This window comes from Microbacterium sp. TPD7012, from assembly GCF_003075395.1.
Taxonomy (GTDB): domain Bacteria; phylum Actinomycetota; class Actinomycetes; order Actinomycetales; family Microbacteriaceae; genus Microbacterium.
Map to the genome: position 1 here is coordinate 391,949 of NZ_QDFV01000003.1, position 18,083 is coordinate 410,031.

Annotated in this window: 15 protein-coding genes; 4 read left to right on the forward strand and 11 right to left on the reverse strand. The window is 69.7% G+C overall.

Annotated features, from left to right (window positions below; translation table 11 throughout):
* Positions 1-47 precede the first annotated feature (47 nt).
* On the forward strand, positions 48-590 hold the full coding sequence (locus DC434_RS10010) for a TetR/AcrR family transcriptional regulator (protein ID WP_116635128.1): 543 nt from the start codon (positions 48-50) through the stop codon (positions 588-590).
* A gap of 66 nt (positions 591-656) precedes the next feature.
* Here the strand turns inward: DC434_RS10010 and serA are convergent, their stop codons facing one another.
* From serA to DC434_RS10025, 3 genes are all read right to left on the reverse strand, one after another.
* Entirely contained in the window at positions 657-2,261 is a 1,605-nt protein-coding gene (gene serA / locus DC434_RS10015; RefSeq protein WP_116635129.1) for a phosphoglycerate dehydrogenase, read from the reverse strand.
* 114 nt (positions 2,262-2,375) lie between these two features.
* Positions 2,376-2,708, reverse strand: a complete 333-nt coding sequence (locus DC434_RS10020; RefSeq protein WP_116635130.1) for a hypothetical protein — start codon at positions 2,706-2,708, stop codon at positions 2,376-2,378.
* On the reverse strand, positions 2,705-3,169 hold the full coding sequence (locus DC434_RS10025; protein ID WP_116635131.1) for a hypothetical protein: 465 nt from the start codon (positions 3,167-3,169) through the stop codon (positions 2,705-2,707). The genes DC434_RS10020 and DC434_RS10025 overlap by 4 nt, the downstream gene beginning before the upstream one ends.
* 80 nt (positions 3,170-3,249) lie before the next feature.
* Here DC434_RS10025 and DC434_RS10030 point away from each other — a divergent pair, with 80 nt between their 5' ends.
* Positions 3,250-4,188: a hypothetical protein gene (locus DC434_RS10030; protein WP_116635132.1), complete on the forward strand. Its 939-nt coding sequence runs from the start codon at positions 3,250-3,252 to the stop codon at positions 4,186-4,188.
* Between the two features lie 17 nt (positions 4,189-4,205).
* Here DC434_RS10030 and DC434_RS10035 read toward each other — a convergent pair whose 3' ends face one another.
* The gene (locus DC434_RS10035; protein WP_116635133.1) at positions 4,206-4,862 is read right to left on the reverse strand and encodes a GntR family transcriptional regulator; all 657 of its coding nucleotides are present in this window, start codon (positions 4,860-4,862) and stop codon (positions 4,206-4,208) included.
* 74 nt (positions 4,863-4,936) lie between these two features.
* Between DC434_RS10035 and DC434_RS10040 the strand changes: the two genes are divergently transcribed.
* Entirely contained in the window at positions 4,937-7,771 is a 2,835-nt protein-coding gene (locus tag DC434_RS10040; protein WP_116635134.1) for an FAD-binding and (Fe-S)-binding domain-containing protein, read from the forward strand.
* Positions 7,772-7,836: 65 nt separating this feature from the next.
* Here the strand turns inward: DC434_RS10040 and ilvC are convergent, their stop codons facing one another.
* The 7 genes from ilvC to DC434_RS10075 form a co-directional block, all read right to left on the reverse strand.
* The gene (gene ilvC, locus DC434_RS10045; protein WP_243408881.1) at positions 7,837-8,865 is read right to left on the reverse strand and encodes a ketol-acid reductoisomerase; all 1,029 of its coding nucleotides are present in this window, start codon (positions 8,863-8,865) and stop codon (positions 7,837-7,839) included.
* Between the two features lie 83 nt (positions 8,866-8,948).
* A complete protein-coding gene (gene ilvN / locus DC434_RS10050; protein ID WP_116635136.1) occupies positions 8,949-9,461 on the reverse strand; it encodes an acetolactate synthase small subunit in 513 nt (170 codons plus the stop codon).
* A gap of 3 nt (positions 9,462-9,464) precedes the next feature.
* Entirely contained in the window at positions 9,465-11,267 is a 1,803-nt protein-coding gene (locus DC434_RS10055) for an acetolactate synthase large subunit (protein ID WP_116635137.1), read from the reverse strand.
* Positions 11,268-11,339: 72 nt separating this feature from the next.
* On the reverse strand, positions 11,340-13,058 hold the full coding sequence (ilvD, locus tag DC434_RS10060; RefSeq protein WP_116635138.1) for a dihydroxy-acid dehydratase: 1,719 nt from the start codon (positions 13,056-13,058) through the stop codon (positions 11,340-11,342).
* Positions 13,059-13,067: 9 nt separating this feature from the next.
* A complete protein-coding gene (gene otsB, locus DC434_RS10065; protein ID WP_165808046.1) occupies positions 13,068-13,901 on the reverse strand; it encodes a trehalose-phosphatase in 834 nt (277 codons plus the stop codon).
* The gene (locus DC434_RS10070; protein WP_116635139.1) at positions 13,891-15,321 is read right to left on the reverse strand and encodes a trehalose-6-phosphate synthase; all 1,431 of its coding nucleotides are present in this window, start codon (positions 15,319-15,321) and stop codon (positions 13,891-13,893) included. Before DC434_RS10070 ends, otsB begins: the two co-directional genes overlap by 11 nt.
* Before the next feature lie 71 nt (positions 15,322-15,392).
* Complete coding sequence (locus DC434_RS10075; RefSeq protein ID WP_116635140.1) at positions 15,393-16,658, reverse strand: MFS transporter; 1,266 nt, start codon at positions 16,656-16,658, stop codon at positions 15,393-15,395.
* Between the two features lie 219 nt (positions 16,659-16,877).
* Here DC434_RS10075 and DC434_RS10080 point away from each other — a divergent pair, with 219 nt between their 5' ends.
* Positions 16,878-18,083 (forward strand): PLP-dependent aminotransferase family protein, encoded by a 1,206-nt coding sequence (locus tag DC434_RS10080; RefSeq protein WP_243408882.1) that lies wholly within the window; start codon positions 16,878-16,880, stop codon positions 18,081-18,083.

Genomic DNA, 18,083 nt, shown 5'->3' on the forward strand with positions numbered 1-18,083 from the left:
TTTTGGCGGCCTCGTTAGTGAACCGTCCAGCTGGTATAGTAACAGATATGCCCCGCCCTCCCCTCGCACGTGAGAAGGTGCTCGACGCCTTCGAGTCCATCGTCATCGCCGACGGCGAGCGGGCGGCGACGCTCGACGCCACGGCCAGAGCAGCCGGTGTCTCCAAAGGCGGGCTGCTCTACCACTTCGGATCGAAGGAAGAGCTCGCGGCCGGGCTCCTGGAGCGGCTCGATACGCTGACCACTGCAGACCTCGAGGTCATGGCGGCAGCCGAGGAGGGGCCGGTCGCCTACTACATCCGCACCTCGGTCATGGAGGACGACGCCCTCGATCGCGCACTGATCGCCGCGTCGCGTCTCGCCCAGGGCGGCTCGGTCGCCGCGGCGGAGGGCCTGCGCAACAACCGGCGCCGCTGGGAGGACGCGATCCGTCCGCATGTGCGCGACCGGACGAGCCTCGACCTCGTGATGCTGCTCAGCGACGGCCTGTACTTCAACAATTCGCTCGACGTGCACGGGCCGGAGCGCCTCGTTCCCCATCACGACGAGCTCGCGGCCCTCATCGCCCTGGTCCTGAAGACCACCTCGTAGCCCCGAGCCGCCGAACGCGATGAGGGCGGAGAGGCTCTCGCCTCCCCGCCCTCATCGCACGGTGATTCAGACCTCGGTGATCTCGATCTGACGGAACAGGTCGGCGTCGATCGCGGCGCTGACGTCTTCCAGCAGCTCCTCGGACACCGGCGAGTCGAGCGTCAGCACGCTGAGCGCCTGCGCGCCGGCCGCCTGACGAGCGATCTGCATTCCGGCGATGTTGATGCCCGCTTCGCCGAATTTCTGGCCGTACACTGCGACGATGCCGGGGCGGTCGGTGTAGAGCATGACGACGTGGTGCTTCTCGATCGGCAGCTCGAGAGTGTGGTCGTTGATCCCGACCAGCTTCTCGGCCTGCTTCGGACCGGTGAGCGTTCCGGAGACCGAGAGCTGCGAGCCGTCGGAGAGCGCACCGCTGAGCGTGATCACGTTGCGGTACTCGTCGCTCACGTCGTCCTTGAGCAGACGCACCGCGATGCCGCGCTGCTCGGCGAGCAGAGGCGCGTTCACGTAGGACACGGTCTCGCTCACGATGTTCGTGAAGACGCCCTTGAGGGCGGCGAGCTTGAGCACGCTCACGTCGTAGTCGTTGAGCTCGCCGTGCACCTCGACGTCGAGGCTCGTGAGCGGCGAGGTCGCGAGCGACGCGAAGATCTGGCCGAGCTTCTCGACGAGCGAGATGCCGGGGCGGACGTACGGGTCGATGACGCCGCCGGCGACGTTGACGGCATCCGGCACGAGGTCTCCCCCGAGCGCGAGCCGCACGGACTTGGCGACCGAGACGCCCGCCTTCTCCTGCGCCTCTTCCGTGCTCGCTCCGAGGTGGGGAGTGACGACGACGTTCGGCAGGTCGAGCAGCGGCCGTGCCGATCCGCCCTCTGCGGGCGGCTCGGAGGTGAAGACATCGAGTCCGGCACCGGCGATCTCGCCGGCGACGAGCGCTTCGTGCAGAGCCTCCTCGTCGATGAGGCCACCACGCGCGACGTTCACGACGAACGCGGTCGGCTTCATCGCGGCGAACTGCTCCGCGCCGATCATGCCGGTGGTCTCCGGCGTCTTCGGCATGTGGATGGTGAGGAAGTCGGCCTCGGCGACGAGCTCGTCGAGCGACAGCAGCTGCACGCCGAGCTGCTGCGCGCGGGCGGAGGTGACGTAGGGGTCGTAGGCGACGACGCGCATGTCGAAGGCGGCGAGGCGCGCGGCGACGAGCGCCCCGATCCGGCCGAGGCCGACGATGCCGACGGTCTTCTCGAAGAGCTCGGCGCCGGTGAACGAGCTGCGCTTCCACTGCCCGGCGGCGAGCGATGCGTGCGCAGCCGGAATGCGGCGGGCGAGGCTGAGGATGTGCCCGACCGTGAGCTCGGCGGCCGAGACGATGTTGGACGTGGGCGCGTTCACGACCATGACACCGGCAGCCGTGGCGGCCTTGATGTCGACGTTGTCGAGCCCGACGCCGGCACGGGCGACGACCTTCAGCTTCGGCGCGTGGGCCAGGGCCTCTTCGTCGATGCGGGTGGCCGAGCGGATGAGCACCGCGTCCGCCTCGGCCAGCGAGGCGAAGAGCGCCTCGCGGTCGGTGCCGTCGACGTCACGGACGTCGAAGTCGGGGCCCAGAGCCTCGATCGTGGCGGGAGAGAGCACTTCGGCGATGAGCACAACGGGCTTCGGCACAGAGAATCCTTCGGGGCAGCGCGACAGGCGGGAGGGGCCGATGCGCCGCACACCATGGGGGCGCGATCACCTCAACTGTACCCGAGCGCTCGCGACGCTCCGTGCGTGTGACGCTCAGGCGCTGGGCAGGGTCAGGCTCAACGCGATCAGGCTCATCCAGAAGACGGCGACGATCCCGAGCCCTGCCAGCAGGGACAGGGCCAACTCCCCCACACGACGTCGCCGGCCGATGAGGAACGCGAAGACGAAGACGATCACGGGGAAGACCACCCCGAACAGCAGCGTGATCCAGCCGGTTCCGGTCAGGCCGGTCCGCGCCATGTTGATCAGATGCGCGACCGCGTTCCAGACCGCGTAAGCGTAGAGGAGTCCGGCGAAGCCGAGGACGACCCCGACGAGCCAGCGCGGGGAACCGGCCGCGATGGGTGCGCTCTGCGCATCGGTCATGATCCGATCACCCCCACGGTGACGAAGGGCCAGGGCACGAGGAGGACGACGCCGGCGAGCAGGAAGGCGACTCTGACCCAGGCCGCTCTCCCCCGCGTCAGCACCCACGTCGCCAGGAACCAGAGGGCGGGGGCGGCGATGGCGAGCACGAACCACGGCAGGAACATCGCATCGTCGACGAGGAACGAGGCGAGCGGCTTGAGCCGCAGCCCGCCGACCACCCAGCCGATCGTGTACAGCAGGTAGACGCCGCCGACGACGCCGAGGATGAGGAGCATCGCCGTGCTCAGCCCGGCGCGCTCCGGCTCCTCCGCCGGCGTGACGGATCCGTCGTCCTCGATCCGGCCGACATCGGCGCTGCCCTTCCCCACGGCGTTCCATCCGCGCGGCAGCGCCGGATCCTCGGGCGTCCGCGCCTCGTCGCCGTCCCAGCGGAGGGCGTCGTCGGAATCGGAAGTCATGTCCCCAGAGTAGGACACGCGGTCCACTATGCTCGGGGGCATCGGGCCGCGGAGGCCTTCGGCAGGGGGAAAGGACCGCTGTGGCTGAGAAGAAGAAGGTCGATCGCACGGAGCAGGTCGCGACGAACGCCGGCACCGGAGAACCCCCCGCTGGCTGGGTGCCGACGGCTGCCGCCAAGCAGAAGGCGACGACATTCCGCTGGATCGCCGGGGTCCTCTGGGCGATCGCGATCGCGGGCGAGGCGGTCGGCATCTTCTGGCTGCTCCGTCAGCGGGTCTTCGTCGGCGAGGACGGCACGCTCGTGCGCGACCCCGACACCGGCCTCCTCCAGGAGCAGGGCGTCACGGCGCAGTTCCCGCAGTGGGCGTTCATCGCCCTCCTCGTCCTGCTCGTCGTCATCGCCGCACTGTCGATCACCGGCTCGGTGCTCTGGAAGAAGGCGAACCGCCTGGACCCTGCGCGCAAGTCCGAGACGGTCAGGTTCTTCGTCCAGAACCAGCTCGGAGCGATCATCGCCATCGTGGCGTTCCTCCCGCTCATCATCCTGATCTTCCTGAACAAGGACATGGACAAGGGGCAGAAGACGACGGCGGGCATCGTCGGCATCGCCCTCGCGGCGCTCGCGGTCGTCCTGGGCATCGACTTCAACCCGCCGTCCGTCGAGCAGTACACCGCGGATCAGTCCGCCGTGATCCAGCTCCTCGGCCAGGACGAGGTCGTCTGGGTCGACGGCGGAGCGGTCTACCACGTCTGCGACCAGGTGTCCGCGATCCAGACGGGCAGCGAGATCCGCACCGGAACCACGGCCGAGGCCGTCGAGGCCGGCAAGATCCGCCTCACGCTGCAGTTCGCCTCCGAGCTCCGCGCCTGCGACCTGGCCGTGCCGGAGAACGCCGACGAGATCACCGAGGCCCTCCGCGCGATCCAGGCGGGGCAGGTCGACACGCTGCTGCCCGCTCCGGTCTGGGCCGATCCCGCCGACGCCCCGATCCAGGTCGAGGAGGCGCCGGCCGAGTGACGGCCGGCTGAGCGGCGTCAGTCGGCGACGACGGCCTCGACCAGTCGCTCTTCGGCCGAGGAGAGATGCGCGGCGAGGAGTGCGGCGGCACGGTCGCCCTCGCCTGCGGCGACCGCTTCGAGCATCTCGGCGTGCTGGGCGGCGATCACCGCGGCGTCCAGCAGGCGGCGGCCCTGCACCTGCGCCATGCAGAGTCGCGCCTCGTCGAGGACGCTGCGATACATCCGTGCCGTCCGCTCGCTGCCGAGCGCGTCGATGAGAGCGGTGTGGAATCGCAGATCGGGGTCGACGGTCGCCGCATCGGGACCGGGCGGCATCGCCAGGATCTCGGCGTTCGCCTCGACCGCCGACGCGGGCACGGCGCGGGTGATCGCCAGTTCGCGGAGCGCGGCGCTCTCCAGTCGGGACCGCGTGCGGTAGACGTCGCGAACGGTCTCCGGATCGATTCCCACGACGCGTGCCGAGCGGTGCGCCGTGCGGACCAGCAGACCGGTGGCGACCAGCTGCTCGATCGCCGCCTTCGCGCTGGGCCTCGCCACGCCGAACGCCTGGGACACCGCAGCCTCGGTGAGCGGCTCGCCGGAGCGGATGTCACCGCTCAGGATGCGCTCGCGGAGTCGGAGGGTGACGGCGTCGACCACGCCGACGATTCCCAGTGCAGCGTCCGTCGTCATCCGAGCAGTCTATCCAGACCTCCGCGAGTCAGTACACTTGTCAGACAATCCCTCGAGCGGAGCAGAGGAGCACCGTGCCGACCACACTCGCAGAACCGCTGGACCCCGCCCTGCTCGGGTCGTCGACCGAGGTCCACTCCCGTTCGATCGATCGATTCGCGCGAGCGCACGATGCCTCGCACTACCTCCTGATCCCCGACGCCGTCCTCTCCCCCGCGGATGCCGAGGGCGTCGCCCGGGCGTTCGGCGCCGTGCGCGCCGCGGGCCGGTCGATGACCTTCCGCTCCGGCGGCACGAGCCTCTCCGGGCAGGGCGTGAGCGGCGACATCCTCGTCGACACCCGCAGTCACTTCCGCGAGATCGCCGTCGAGGACGGTGGCGCATCGGTGCGCGTGGGACCGGGCGCCACCGTCCGCCAGGTCAACACGCGACTCGCGCGCTATCGCCGCAAGCTCGGCCCCGACCCGGCCAGCGAGATCGCGTGCACCATCGGCGGCGTGGTCGCCAACAACTCCAGCGGCATGGCCTGCGGCATCACCGAGAACTCGTACCAGACGATCGAGTCGATGCGGATCGTCCTCCCGAGCGGCACGATCCTCGACACCGGCGATCCTGAGGCGGGCGCCCTGCTCCGCGCCGCCGAACCCGCTGTCGTCGACGGGCTGCTGGCGCTCCGGGAGCGGCTCCTCGCCTCGCCGGAGCACGTCGCGTTCCTCCGGCAGCAGTTCTCCATGAAGAACACGATGGGCTACGGGCTCAACGCCCTCCTCGACTTCGACGACCCGGTGCGGATCCTCGAGCACCTCATCATCGGCTCGGAGGGCACTCTCGCCTTCGTCGCCGAAGCCCGTTTCCGGACGATCGAGATCCGGCCCGCGATCGCCACCGGATTGCTGGTGTTCGAGACGCTCTCGGCCGCGATGACGGTGCTGCCCGCTCTCGCGGACCTCGGCCTCGCCACGATCGAGTTGCTGGACGCCGCATCGCTGCGGGTCGCGCAGAGCCTGAGCGATGTGCCGGCCACGATCGCCGAGATCGATGTGCAGGGGCACGCCGCTCTCCTCGTCGAGGTCCATGCCTCCGACGACGCCGGGCTCGCGGCGGCGAGCATCTCAGCGCAGTCCCATTTCGAGTCGCTGCCGCTGGCCATCGCGCCGCGCCTCACGACGGATGCCGCGGAGCGGGCAGCGCTCTGGCACGTCAGGAAGGGCCTGTACACCGCCGTCGCCGGCGCGCGTCCCTCCGGCACGACCGCGCTCCTCGAGGACATCGTCGTGCCGGTCCCCCGCCTGCTCGCCACCTGCGAGCGGCTCATCGAGCTCTTCGCGGAGCACGGGTACGAAGGGTCCGTCATCTTCGGTCACGCGAAGGACGGGAACGTGCACTTCCTGCTCAACGAGCGCTTCGACGACCCCGCGAGCGTCGCGCGCTACCGGCGCTTCACCGACGATCTGGTCGCCCTGGTGCTGTCGCAGCAGGGATCGCTCAAGGCCGAGCACGGCACCGGACGCATCATGGCCCCGTTCGTGCGGCGCCAATACGGCGACGAGCTGACCGACATGATGTGGGAGATCAAGAGGCTCCTCGATCCCGACCTCATCCTCAACCCCGGCGTGGTCCTCTCCGACGACCCCGACTCCTACCTCGACGATCTCAAGCGGGTGCCGACCGTCGAGAGCGAGGTCGACCGCTGCGTCGAATGCGGCTACTGCGAGCCGACGTGCCCGAGCAAGAGCATCACCCTCACGCCGCGCCAGCGCATCGTGATCCGGCGGGACATGGCCTGGGCCGAGGAGCAGGGCGACACCGCGCTGCTGCAGGATCTGAAGGCCGACTACGACTACGACGGTGTGCAGACCTGCGCGGTCGACGGCATGTGCGGCGTCGCGTGCCCTGTCGACATCAACACGGGCGATCTGGTCCGACGCCTGCGCGCCGAGGAGTCATCGAAGATCGAGGACACGGTCTGGGACGCCGCCGCCAAGGGCTGGGGGGCCGTGACACGCGTCGGCGGCACCGCTCTGACCTTCGCCGCCGCGATGCCCGCTCCCCTCGTGAAAGGCGTGACCCGGGTGGGTCGCGCGATCCTCGGCGACGACACCGTGCCGCTCTACGACGGCGGGCTCCCCCGCGGCGGCACGAAGGCTCCGGCGGCGCAGAACCCTGCAGATGCCCGTGCGGTGTTCTTCGGCGCGTGCATCGGCACGATGTTCGGCGCGGAGGGCCACGGAGAGGGCTCCCGCGACGCGGTCCGCGCTCTGCTCGACCGCGCGGGCATCGCGGTCGTCATCCCGGAGGACACCGGCGGCATGTGCTGCGGCACACCCTGGAAGTCGAAGGGACATCTCGCGGGCTACGACCGGATGACGGAGCGGGTGCTCTCGTCGCTCTGGGAGGCCAGCCGGCACGGTGAGCTCCCGGTCGTGTGCGACGCGGCATCCTGCACCGAGGGACTGCACACGATGCTCGCGAAGTCCGTCGCCGAGTACCCGGAGTACGCGAAGCTCGTGATCGAGGACGCCACGACCTACATCGCGAGGGAGGTGCTCCCCCGCGTGACGGTGTCGGCGAAGCTCGACAGCGTGGCGGTGCATCCGACCTGCTCGACGACCGCGCTGGGCGCGACGGGAGCGCTCACCGAGATCGCCGCGGCCGTCGCCACCGAGGTGTTCGTCCCCGACGGATGGGGATGCTGCGCCTTCGCCGGCGACCGCGGCATGCTGCACCCCGAGCTCACCGCCAGCGCGACGGCCGTCGAATCGGCGGAGGTCCGTGCGGCGGATGCCGACCGCGGCGGATTCGATGCCTTCGTCTCGGCGAACCGCACATGCGAGATCGGTATGACCCGCGCGACCGGCCAGCCGTACCGCCACGTGGTCGAGGTGCTCGAGGAGCTCACCCGCGGCTGAGACCAGGCCGGACGATGAAAGAACGGGCGCCCCCGCAAAGAGGCGCCCGTTCTTCGTGGATCAGATCAGCGCGCAGCGCTGCCGTCGACGTAGTCCTCGTCCTGCTGCTTCCAGGCGAAGAGCGAGCGCAGCTCCTTGCCGGTGACCTCGATCGGGTGCGTCTCCTCCTTGGCGCGCAGCGCCAGGAACTCCTCGGCCCCGTTGTCCTGGTCGTCGATGAAGCGCTTGGCGAAGGCACCGGACTGGATGTCGGCGAGGACGCCCTGCATGCTCTCCTTGACGCGGGCGTCGATGACGCGGGGGCCGGAGACGTAGTCGCCGAACTCGGCGGTGTCGGAGATCGACCAGCGCTGCTTGGCGATGCCGCCCTCCCACATGAGGTCGACGATGAGCTTCAGCTCGTGCAGCACCTCGAAGTAGGCGATCTGCGGCTGGTAGCCCGCCTCGGTGAGGGTCTCGAAGCCGGCCTGCACGAGGTGGCTGACGCCACCGCAGAGCACGGCCTGCTCGCCGAACAGGTCGGTCTCGGTCTCCTCGGTGAAGGTCGTCTTGATGACGCCGGCACGCGTGCCGCCGATGGCCTTCGCGTACGAGAGGGCGACGTCCCAGGCCTGGCCCGATGCGTCGCGCTCGACGGCGATGATGTCCGGGATGCCACGGCCGGCGACGAACTCGCGGCGGACCGTGTGACCCGGCGCCTTCGGGGCGACGAGGATCACGTCGACGCCCTCGGGAGCGTCGATGTAGCCGAAGCGGATGTTGAAGCCGTGCGCGAACGCGAGGGTCTTGCCCGCGGTCAGGTTCGGCGCGATGGACTCGCTGTAGATGATGCGCTGGTGCTGGTCCGGCGCGAGGATCATGATGAGGTCGGCCCACTCGGTGGCCTCGGCGACGGTCTTGACCGCGAAGCCGGCCTCCTCGGCCTTCGCGGCGGACTTGGAGCCCTCCTTGAGGGCGATGGCGACCTCGACACCCGAGTCGCGCAGGTTCTGCGCGTGGGCGTGGCCCTGCGAGCCGTAGCCGACGATCGCGACCTTCTTGCCCTGGATGAGGGACAGGTCGGCGTCGGCGTCGTAGAAGATCTCGGTGCTCACGGTGTGTTTCTCCTTGTTCATTGCGTTTCGTCTCGCTCCGCTCGCTCAACGAGCGGCGAAACCTTTGGGATATGTGATGTCTGTCAGCCGCGCAGGACGCGCTCGGTGATGCTCTTGCCACCGCGGCCGATCGCGAGAAGGCCCGACTGGGCGATCTCCTTGATGCCGAAGGGCTCGAGCGCCTTGAGCAGGGCCTCGACCTTGCCCTTGTCGCCCGTGACCTCGACCACGAGCGCGTCGGGCGCGTAGTCGACGACCGAGGCGCGGAACAGGTTCACGACCTCGATCACGTTGGAGCGCGAGGCGTTGTCGGTGCGCACCTTGACGAGCATGTGCTCGCGCTGCACCGACGAGGCGGGGTCCAGCTCCACGATCTTGATGACGTTGATCAGCTTGTTGAGCTGCTTGGTCACCTGCTCGAGAGGAAGCTGCTCCTCCACGTCGACGACGACCGTGATCCGGGAGATCCCCGGAACCTCGGTCACGCCGACCGCGAGGGATTCGATGTTGAAGCTGCGACGGGCGAACAGCCCGGCGACACGGGTCAGAAGGCCGGGACGGTCTTCCACCAACAGGCTCAGCACGTGGGTCGACATGGATCAGTCCTCTTCGTCGAAGCTCGGCGCGTGGTCGCGCGCGTACTGGACATAGCTGTTGCTGACTCCCTGCGGGACCATCGGCCACACCATGGAGTCGGCGCTCACGACGAAGTCGATCACGACCGGACGGTCGTTGGTCTCGAGGGCGAGCTTGATGGCGGCATCCACCTCGTCCTCCTTCTCCACGCGGATCGCGAGGCAGCCGTACGCCTCGGCGAGCTTGACGAAATCGGGGATGCGGATGGTGCCGTGACCCGTGTTGAGGTCGGTGTTGGAGTGGCGACCGTCGTAGAACAGCGTCTGCCACTGCCGCACCATGCCCAGCGACGAGTTGTTGATGATCGCGACCTTGATCGGGATGTCGTTGATCGCGCAGGTCGCGAGCTCCTGATTGGTCATCTGGAAGCAGCCGTCGCCGTCGATCGCCCAGACCGGGCGGTGCGGTTCGGCGACCTTGGCGCCCATCGCGGCCGGAACCGCGTAGCCCATCGTTCCGGCGCCGCCGGAGTTCAGCCAGGCGTTGGGACGCTCGTACTTGATGAACTGCGCCGCCCACATCTGGTGCTGGCCCACGCCCGACGCGTACACGCCCTCCGGTCCGGTGAGCTCGCCGATCCGCTGGATCACGTGCTGCGGTGCGAGGAGCCCGTCGGTCGGCGGGGTGTAGCCGAGAGGGAACTCGGTGCGCAGTCCGTCGAGGTACGACCACCACTCCTCGGTGTCGGGCTGGGAGCCCGCCGTCGCACCGCGGTAGGCGGCGTCGAGGTCGGTGAGCACATCGCGCACGTCGCCCACGATCGGCACGTCGGCCGTGCGGATCTTGGAGATCTCGGCCGGGTCGATGTCGACGTGGACGACCTTCGCGTGCGGAGCGAACAGCGCGGCCTTGCCGGTCACACGGTCGTCGAAGCGGGCGCCGAGCGAGATGAGCAGGTCGGCCTCCTGCAGCGCGAGCACCGCCGGGACCGTGCCGTGCATGCCGGGCATGCCGAGGTGCTGCGGGTGCGAGTCGGGGAAGGCGCCGCGCGCCATCAGGGTGGTGACCACGGGGGCGCCCGTCGTCTCGGCGAGTGCCAGGAGTTCGGCCGACGCGCGTCCGCGGATCACTCCGCCGCCGACGTACAGCACCGGCTTCTTGGCCTCGGCGAGCAGCGCGGCCGCGGCCTGGATCTGCTTGCCGTGGGCCTTGGTCACCGGGCGGTAGCCGGGGAGGTCGACCTTGGGCGGCCAGACGAACGGCGCCATGGCCTGCTGCGCGTCCTTCGTGATGTCGACGAGCACGGGGCCGGGGCGGCCGGTCGAGGCGATCTCGTAGGCGGCGGCCAGCGCACCGGGGATATCGGCCGCGTCCTTCACGAGGAAGGAGTGCTTCGTCACCGGCATCGTGATGCCGACGATGTCGGCCTCCTGGAACGCGTCGGTCCCCATCAGCGTCGAGAACACCTGACCGGTGATCGCGAGCAGCGGGACGGAGTCCATGTAGGCGTCGGCGATCGCCGTGACGAGGTTCGTGGCTCCGGGGCCCGACGTCGCGATGCAGACGCCGACCTTGCCGGACGCCGAAGCGTATCCCTCGGCCGCGTGGCCGGCACCCTGCTCGTGGCGCACGAGGATGTGGCGGAGCTCGGACGCGTCCATCAGCGGGTCGTAGACGGGGAGGATCGCACCTCCGGGGATGCCGAAGACGTCTTTGATCCCGAGCATCTCGAGCGAGCGGACGACAGCTTCGGCGCCGGAGATCTCCGGCGCTGAAGCCTGGCGGGCGGGCGGCCTCGGCACGGCCGAGACGGAGTCAGCAGTCATGACATTCCTTCTGGTGATCTGAAGAGGAATCCGGTCCTTCGACGGGCTCAGGAACCCATCGAACGAATCGGATCAACCGGTGGTCGCTCCCTCGGCGGCGGACCGCACGAGGCGCGAGTACTTGGCGAGAACGCCTCGGGTGTAGCGCGGGGGAAGCGGCTCCCAGCCAGAGCGGCGGGAGGCGAGCTCAGCGTCGTCGACGAGTAGGTCGAGAGAGCGAGCTGCGATATCGACCCGTATCAGATCACCATCGCGCACGAAGGCGATCGGACCTGCGTCCACCGCTTCGGGTGCTATGTGGCCGATGCACAGGCCGGTTGTGCCGCCTGAGAATCGTCCGTCTGTCAAGAGTAGTACATCTTTTCCGAGGCCAGCGCCCTTGATGGCCGCGGTGATGGCCAGCATCTCCCGCATGCCGGGACCGCCCTTGGGTCCTTCGTAGCGGATGACGATGACGGTTCCCGGTTCGATCTCGCCCTCGGCGACGGCATCCATCGCCGCGCGCTCGCGCTCGAACACCCGCGCCGGTCCCTCGAAGACCGCGGCATCGAAGCCGGCCGTCTTGACGACCGCGCCCTCGGGAGCGAGCGAGCCGTGCAGGATCGTCAGACCGCCGGTGGCGTGGATCGGGTTGGCGAACGTGTGGATCACGGTGCCGTCGATCGGCTGCGGATCGAGCTCGGCGAGGTTCTCGGCAAGCGTCTTGCCCGTCACGGTGAGCGCGTCGCCGTGCAGCAGGCCTTCGTCGAGCATGGCCTTCATGATCACCGGGATGCCGCCGTGGCGGTCGACGTCGTTCATGACGTACTTGCCGAACGGCTTCATGTCGGCGACGTGCGGCACCTTGTCGCCGATGCGGTTGAAGTCGTGCAGGTTCAGGTCGACATCCGCCTCGCGGGCGATCGCGAGCAGGTGCAGCACGACGTTGGTCGAGCCGCCGAGCGCCATCGCCAGTGCGATCGCGTTCTCGAAGGCTTCCTTGGTGAGGATGTCGCGGGTGGTGATGCCCTGACGGAGCAGGTTGACCACGGCCTCGCCGGAGCGGTGCGCGTAGTAGTCCCGGCGCCGGTCGGCCGCGGGCGGTGCGGCGGAACCGGGGAGGCTGAGGCCGAGAGCCTCGGCGACGGACGCCATGGTGTTCGCGGTGTACATGCCGCCGCAGGCGCCTTCACCCGGGGCGATGGCACACTCGATGCGCTTCAGATCCTCTTCGCTCATGAGACCGGCTCGGCACGCGCCGACCGCCTCGAACGAGTCGATGATGGTGACGTCCTTCTCGGTGCCGTCCGACAGCTTCACCCATCCGGGGGCGATGGAGCCCGCGTACAGGAACACGCTCGAGAGATCGAGGCGGGCGCTGGCCATGAGCATGCCCGGGATCGACTTGTCGCAGCCGGCGAGCAGCACGGAACCGTCGAGGCGCTCGGCCATCATCACGGTCTCGACCGAGTCGGCGATGACCTCGCGCGAGACGAGCGAGAAGTGCATCCCCTCGTGGCCCATCGAGATGCCGTCCGAGACCGAGATCGTGCCGAACTGCAGCGGGTACCCGCCGCCCGAGTGCACGCCCTCCTTCGCGCCCTGGGCGAGCCGGTCGAGGCTCAGGTTGCAGGGCGTGATCTCGTTCCAGCTGGAGGCGATGCCGATCTGCGGCTTCTCCCAGTCGGCGTCGCCCATGCCGACGGCACGGAGCATGCCACGGGAGGTCGTCGCCTCGATGCCGTCGGTGACGACGCGGCTGCGGGGCTTGATGTCGATGGACGCGCGGGGATCAGGATCGAGCGAGGACATGACGGAAGTCTATTCCCGCCGCGCGGAGCGCTCGTCCGCGAGGGCCTCCAGAAGCCGGCCCATCTCTTGTGGGTTCTCCACACGCAGGATCGCGGCGCTCTCCCCCGGTCCCACACGCACGCCGAGATCGCCGTCCTGCAGCACGCCGATGGCATCCTCGTCGGTCACGTCGTCGCCCGCGAACAGGATGCCGGTGGCGTCGAAGCGCTCGCGCAGGGCGGCGACCGCGGCATCCTTCCCCTCGGTGCGCGACGAGAACTCCAGCACACGGTGTCCCGCGCGACGGCGCCAGTGCGGGAACCGCTCGGCGACGAGAGCGTCGATCTCCGCGAAGACGCGCTCCTCCGTCTCGCGGTCCGCGCGTCGGGTGTGCACGCCCATCCCGAACGTCTTGGGCTCGAACTCGGCCCCCTCGTAGCGCTCGATGATGGGCTTGGCCGCCGCCCACAGCTCCTCGCGCGCGCCGTCCTCGGTCGCCTCACCCGTCGACGCGGCTTCGCCCTCGCCCGGGAACCAGTACTGGGCGCCGTGCGACCCGGCCAGCGCGATGACGGAGTCGTCGTCGTGCTCGGTGATCACCCGGAGGTCGTGCATGCTGCGTCCGGAGACATAGGCGACCACGGTGTCGGGCAGGGCGGCGAGTCTGGCCACCTGCGTCGCGACCTCGGGGAGTGCCCGTGCCGCCATGGGATCGGGCACGAGGGGCGACGCGGTGCCGTCGAAGTCGAGGGCGACCACCAGACGGGGCGTCGCGGCGAGGGCCGACAGGTCGGCGTCGGGGGCTCCGGGGGTCCAGGCGCGGGTCACGTGCTCTCCGTTCGAGGTCAGGGTGTCAGCGTGCATCGCGCGCTGCGGTGAGGGCCGACAGGAAGGAGTCGGACCAGGCGTTCACATCGTGGTCGAGCACGCGGCGGCGCATCGACCGCATCCGCCGGGACTGCTCGCGCGGAGGCATCTCGACGGCGCGCATGATCGCCTCCTTGAGGCCCTCGATGTCATGCGGGTTCACCAGGATCGCGCTGCCCAGTTCGTCGGCGGCCCCGGCGAACTCGCTCAGCACGAGCGCGCCTCGGTTGTCGGTGCGGGTGGCGACGTACTCCTTCGCCACGAGGTTCATGCCGTCGCGCAGCGCGGTCACGAGCATCACATCGGCGGCGAGGTAGAGGGCGACCATCTCCTCGCGCGGGAAACCCTGGTGCAGGTACCGGATGGCGGTGTGCCCCATGGTGTCGGTGTCGCCGTTGATGCGGCTGACGGCGAGCTCGATCTCGTCGCGCAGGTTGGCGTAGGCGTCGACGCGCTCACGGCTCGGGCTCGCCACCTGCACGAGGGTGACGTCCTCGACCGAGAGCTGACCGGACGCCAGCAGCTCGCCGTACGCCTTGACGCGGTGGCCGATGCCCTTCGTGTAGTCGAGGCGATCGACACCGAGCAGGATCCGCTTCGGATTGCCCAGGCTCTCCCTGATCTCGGCGGCACGGGCCTGGATGTCGGGGCGCGCGGCGAGTTCCAGGTACGGCACCGTGTCGATCGAGATCGGGAAGGCCTTCACCAGAGCGCGATGCGACTCTCCCCTGTCGTCGACCTCGCCGTTGCCCGACGGCACCGTGACGGTCGAGGACTTGATCTCGTACTTCAGCCGTCGCCGGATCGCGTTGAGGAAGTTGGTGGCGTCGGTGGCACGCTGGAAGCCGATCACGTCGGCGCCCAGGAGTCCCCGCAGCACCTGTCCCCGCCACGGCAGCTGGGCGTAGAGCCCGTGCGTGGGGAACGGGATGTGGTGGAAGTACCCGATGGTCACGTCGGGGCGCAGCGCCCGGACCATCTGCGGGACGAGCTGCAGCTGGTAGTCGTGCACCCACACCGTCCCGTCCTGCGCCACGGCGGCTGCCGCGGCGTCGGCGAAGCGGCGGTTCACGGCGACGTAGGCGTCCCACCACTCGCGGTGGTACTGGGGCGGCGCGATGACGTCGTGGTAGAGCGGCCAGATCGTGTCGTTGGAGAAGCCCTCGTAGTACTCGGCGATCTCCTGCTCGCTCAGCGCGATCGGGATCAGCCGGAGGCCGCCGGACGTGAACGGCTTGAGCTCGAGATCAGCCTGCCCGGGCCAGCCGACCCAGGCGCCGTTGACGCCCTGCATCACGGGCTCGAGAGCGGCGACCAGACCGCCGGGAGACGTACGCCACACCTCTTCGCCATCGGGACCGGGGACACGGTCGACGGGAAGCCTGTTGGCGACCACGACGAAATCTGCGGCGGCCATGCGGACTCCTCACGACAGGGGAACGGATGTCCCCAGGCTACCGAGGTTGCGAGGCTGCTTCCGCCACGGCGTCAGGCGGCGACGCGCACGGCACGCGGCGTCGTGCGACTGAGGAACCAGTTGGCGAGTCCGGCGGCGAACACGAGGGCCGCCGCGATCATCGGGATCAGCAGGGCCGGGGCCGTGCCGACCCCCTCGGCGATCTCCCCGGTCGTCGCGGCACCCAGGGACTGCCCCACGACGACCCCGGAGCCGAGCATCGTCATGACGGTCGCCGAGCGGCCGAGCGGGCTGCGGGCGGCGCCGAAGCTGTATTGGGTGACGAGTGTCGGTCCGATGCCGATCCCCATGATGGCGAGCGCGACCATCATCGTGCCCGGCGAATCCACGAACACGAGCAGCACGGTGCCGGCGAGCAGGATGCCGGAGAACACCAGCCACCGCGCGCGCAGGGTGAACGCGGGCGGCAGCCAGGCGACGCCGAGCGCGAGGATCGCGGAGCCGACGCCCATCACGCCGTACAGGAGTCCGGCCTGCTCCGGCGCGCCGCGGTCGGCCATGAAGGACGTGAGCGCGGTCAGCATCGCGCCGAAGAAGACCCCCACTCCGAGGATGCCGAGCACGACGATGAGGAGCTGCGGACGGAAGAGCTCCGAGACGGCGGACGGCGCCTTGCCGTCGGCGTCGCGCTCCTGCGAGACGTGGCGGCCGCTCGGATGCAGGGCGAACGCGCCGACGAACAGCACGGTGAGGGCCGCGGCTCCGGCCAGGGGCGCCCAGGGCGCGAGCGCCGAGGCGAGGACGCCGACAAGGAAGGGCCCGAAGACGAAGACGGTCTCGTCCGCCGCGGACTCGTAGGCCATCGTGCCGGAGAGGGTGCGCGCCTGCCGGGCATCCGGCATCCGCTCGCGGATGATCGTGACCAGACGTGAGCGGGACAGCGGCGCGACCTGCGGTGCCGTCGCGCCGATGCCCGCCGCCGCCAACAGCACGAAGCCGTCCGCCGCGCTGCCGTAGACGACCAGGGTGAAGACCACGAGCATCGCGCCGTTCGCCAGCGCGAGCGCGAGGAGCACGCCGCGCTGCCCCCAGCGGTCGGCCGCCGCTCCGAGCAGCGGGCCGAAGCACGCCGTCCCGAGCCCCACGGCGGCGGAGGTGAGCCCGCCGAGCGAGAGCGACCCCCGCGCCGAGACGACGACGGTGAGCACCCCGACGACCATCATCGCGAACGGCAGTCGCGCGATGAAGGCGATCAGGAAGTACGGGAGCCCTGCCAGGCGGAAGAGGCTGGGCTCGTCGGAACGGAGCGTCGTGGTGTGCGGTGATGCGTGTGTCATGGCTCTCGCGCGTCGATGACGCGATGTCGGGTGCCGCCGCTGTCCGCGGGAATGCCCGCGGCCGGTAGTTACACGGTCTGTGCGGCCGCGGACGAGCCGCGACACCCCCATGGTATCGGGTCGCACTGGACAGCGGCAGGGAGGGCACGGACTCCGCGGCACGCGGGGCACCGCTAGTCTGGTCGACACTCCGTCGCACTCCCCTTCCAGGAGGAACCGTTGTCCGCTGCCCCGCAGACCTCCATGCCCACCCGTGCGCTCCCGGACCGCTCGCAGCGCGCGGGTTCCGCGAAGACCTCACCGGTGCGCGACCTGCTCGCGCTCACCGAGCGTCCCGAGGTCATCTCCTTCGCGGGCGGACTGCCGGCCCCCGAGCTCTTCGACCTCGACGGGATCCGCGCGTCCTTCGACGCCGTGCTGTCGTCACCCGCAGTCCTCCAGTACTCGACCTCGGAAGGCAGCACCGCTCTCCGCGAGGAGGTCGCCCGGCGCTACACCGAGGACGGCCTGGAGACCGCGGCATCCGATCTGATCGTCACCACCGGGTCGCAGCAGGGGCTCGGGCTGCTCGCGACCTCGCTGATCGACCCGGGAGACACGATCCTCGTCGAGGAGCCGTGCTACCTCGCGGCGCTGCAGACCTTCGCTCTCGCCGGGGCGCGTGTCGTCGGCGTCCCCTACGCCGGCGACCGCCTCGACCTCGACGCCCTGGAGCGTCTCGCCGCCGACACGGCGCCGAAGTTCTTCTACACCGTGCCGACGTTCCAGAACCCCACCGGTCGCACTCACGATCGGGAGGCGCGGGTGCGGATCGCCGAGATCGCGCAGCGGCACGGCATCCGGATCATCGAGGACGAGCCGTACCGTCAACTCCGCTACTCCGGTGATGCGCTGCCGTCTCTGGCGGCGTTCGCACCCGACCACGTCCTGAGCCTCGGCAGCTTCTCGAAGGTGATCGCCCCGGGGCTCAGGATCGGATGGATCCGCACGACCCCGGATGTGCGCCCGACGGTCACGATCGCGAAGCAGGCGGCAGATCTGCACACGTCGACGATCGATCAGGCCGCCGCGGCGCACTACCTCCTCTCCGGACGGGGAGAGCCGGCGCTCGACCGCATCCGCTCCGCCTACGCGGAGCGACGGAACGCCATGCTCGATGCGCTTCCCGACGTCCTTCCCTCCGGAAGCGAGTGGAACAGGCCGGACGGCGGCATGTTCGTGTGGGTGCGCCTGCCGGAGGGGATGGATGCCGCGGCCTCGCTCGGCGCCGCCCTCGCGCAGGACGTCGCCTACGTCCCCGGGGCGTCGTTCTTCTCCGGGACTCCCGATGTGCGCACTCTCCGCCTCTCCTTCACCACCTACCCTCCTGCCAGCATCAGGGAGGGGTTGTCAAGGCTCGGGACGGCCTGGGCGGCGGGCGGGTAG

What these genes read in the sequence shown, in the direction of transcription:
- DC434_RS10010 (WP_116635128.1), top strand. Translation starts at nt 48, where the DNA reads ATGCCCCGCCCTCCCCTCGCACGTGAGAAGGTGCTCGACGCCTTCGAG.
- DC434_RS10020 (WP_116635130.1), bottom strand. Translation starts at nt 2,708, where the DNA reads ATGACCGATGCGCAGAGCGCACCCATCGCGGCCGGTTCCCCGCGCTGG.
- DC434_RS10025 (WP_116635131.1), bottom strand. Translation starts at nt 3,169, where the DNA reads ATGACTTCCGATTCCGACGACGCCCTCCGCTGGGACGGCGACGAGGCG.
- DC434_RS10035 (WP_116635133.1), bottom strand. Translation starts at nt 4,862, where the DNA reads ATGACGACGGACGCTGCACTGGGAATCGTCGGCGTGGTCGACGCCGTC.
- ilvN (WP_116635136.1), bottom strand. Translation starts at nt 9,461, where the DNA reads ATGTCGACCCACGTGCTGAGCCTGTTGGTGGAAGACCGTCCCGGCCTT.
- DC434_RS10055 (WP_116635137.1), bottom strand. Translation starts at nt 11,267, where the DNA reads ATGACTGCTGACTCCGTCTCGGCCGTGCCGAGGCCGCCCGCCCGCCAG.
- ilvD (WP_116635138.1), bottom strand. Translation starts at nt 13,058, where the DNA reads ATGTCCTCGCTCGATCCTGATCCCCGCGCGTCCATCGACATCAAGCCC.
- otsB (WP_165808046.1), bottom strand. Translation starts at nt 13,901, where the DNA reads ATGCACGCTGACACCCTGACCTCGAACGGAGAGCACGTGACCCGCGCC.
- DC434_RS10070 (WP_116635139.1), bottom strand. Translation starts at nt 15,321, where the DNA reads ATGGCCGCCGCAGATTTCGTCGTGGTCGCCAACAGGCTTCCCGTCGAC.
- DC434_RS10075 (WP_116635140.1), bottom strand. Translation starts at nt 16,658, where the DNA reads ATGACACACGCATCACCGCACACCACGACGCTCCGTTCCGACGAGCCC.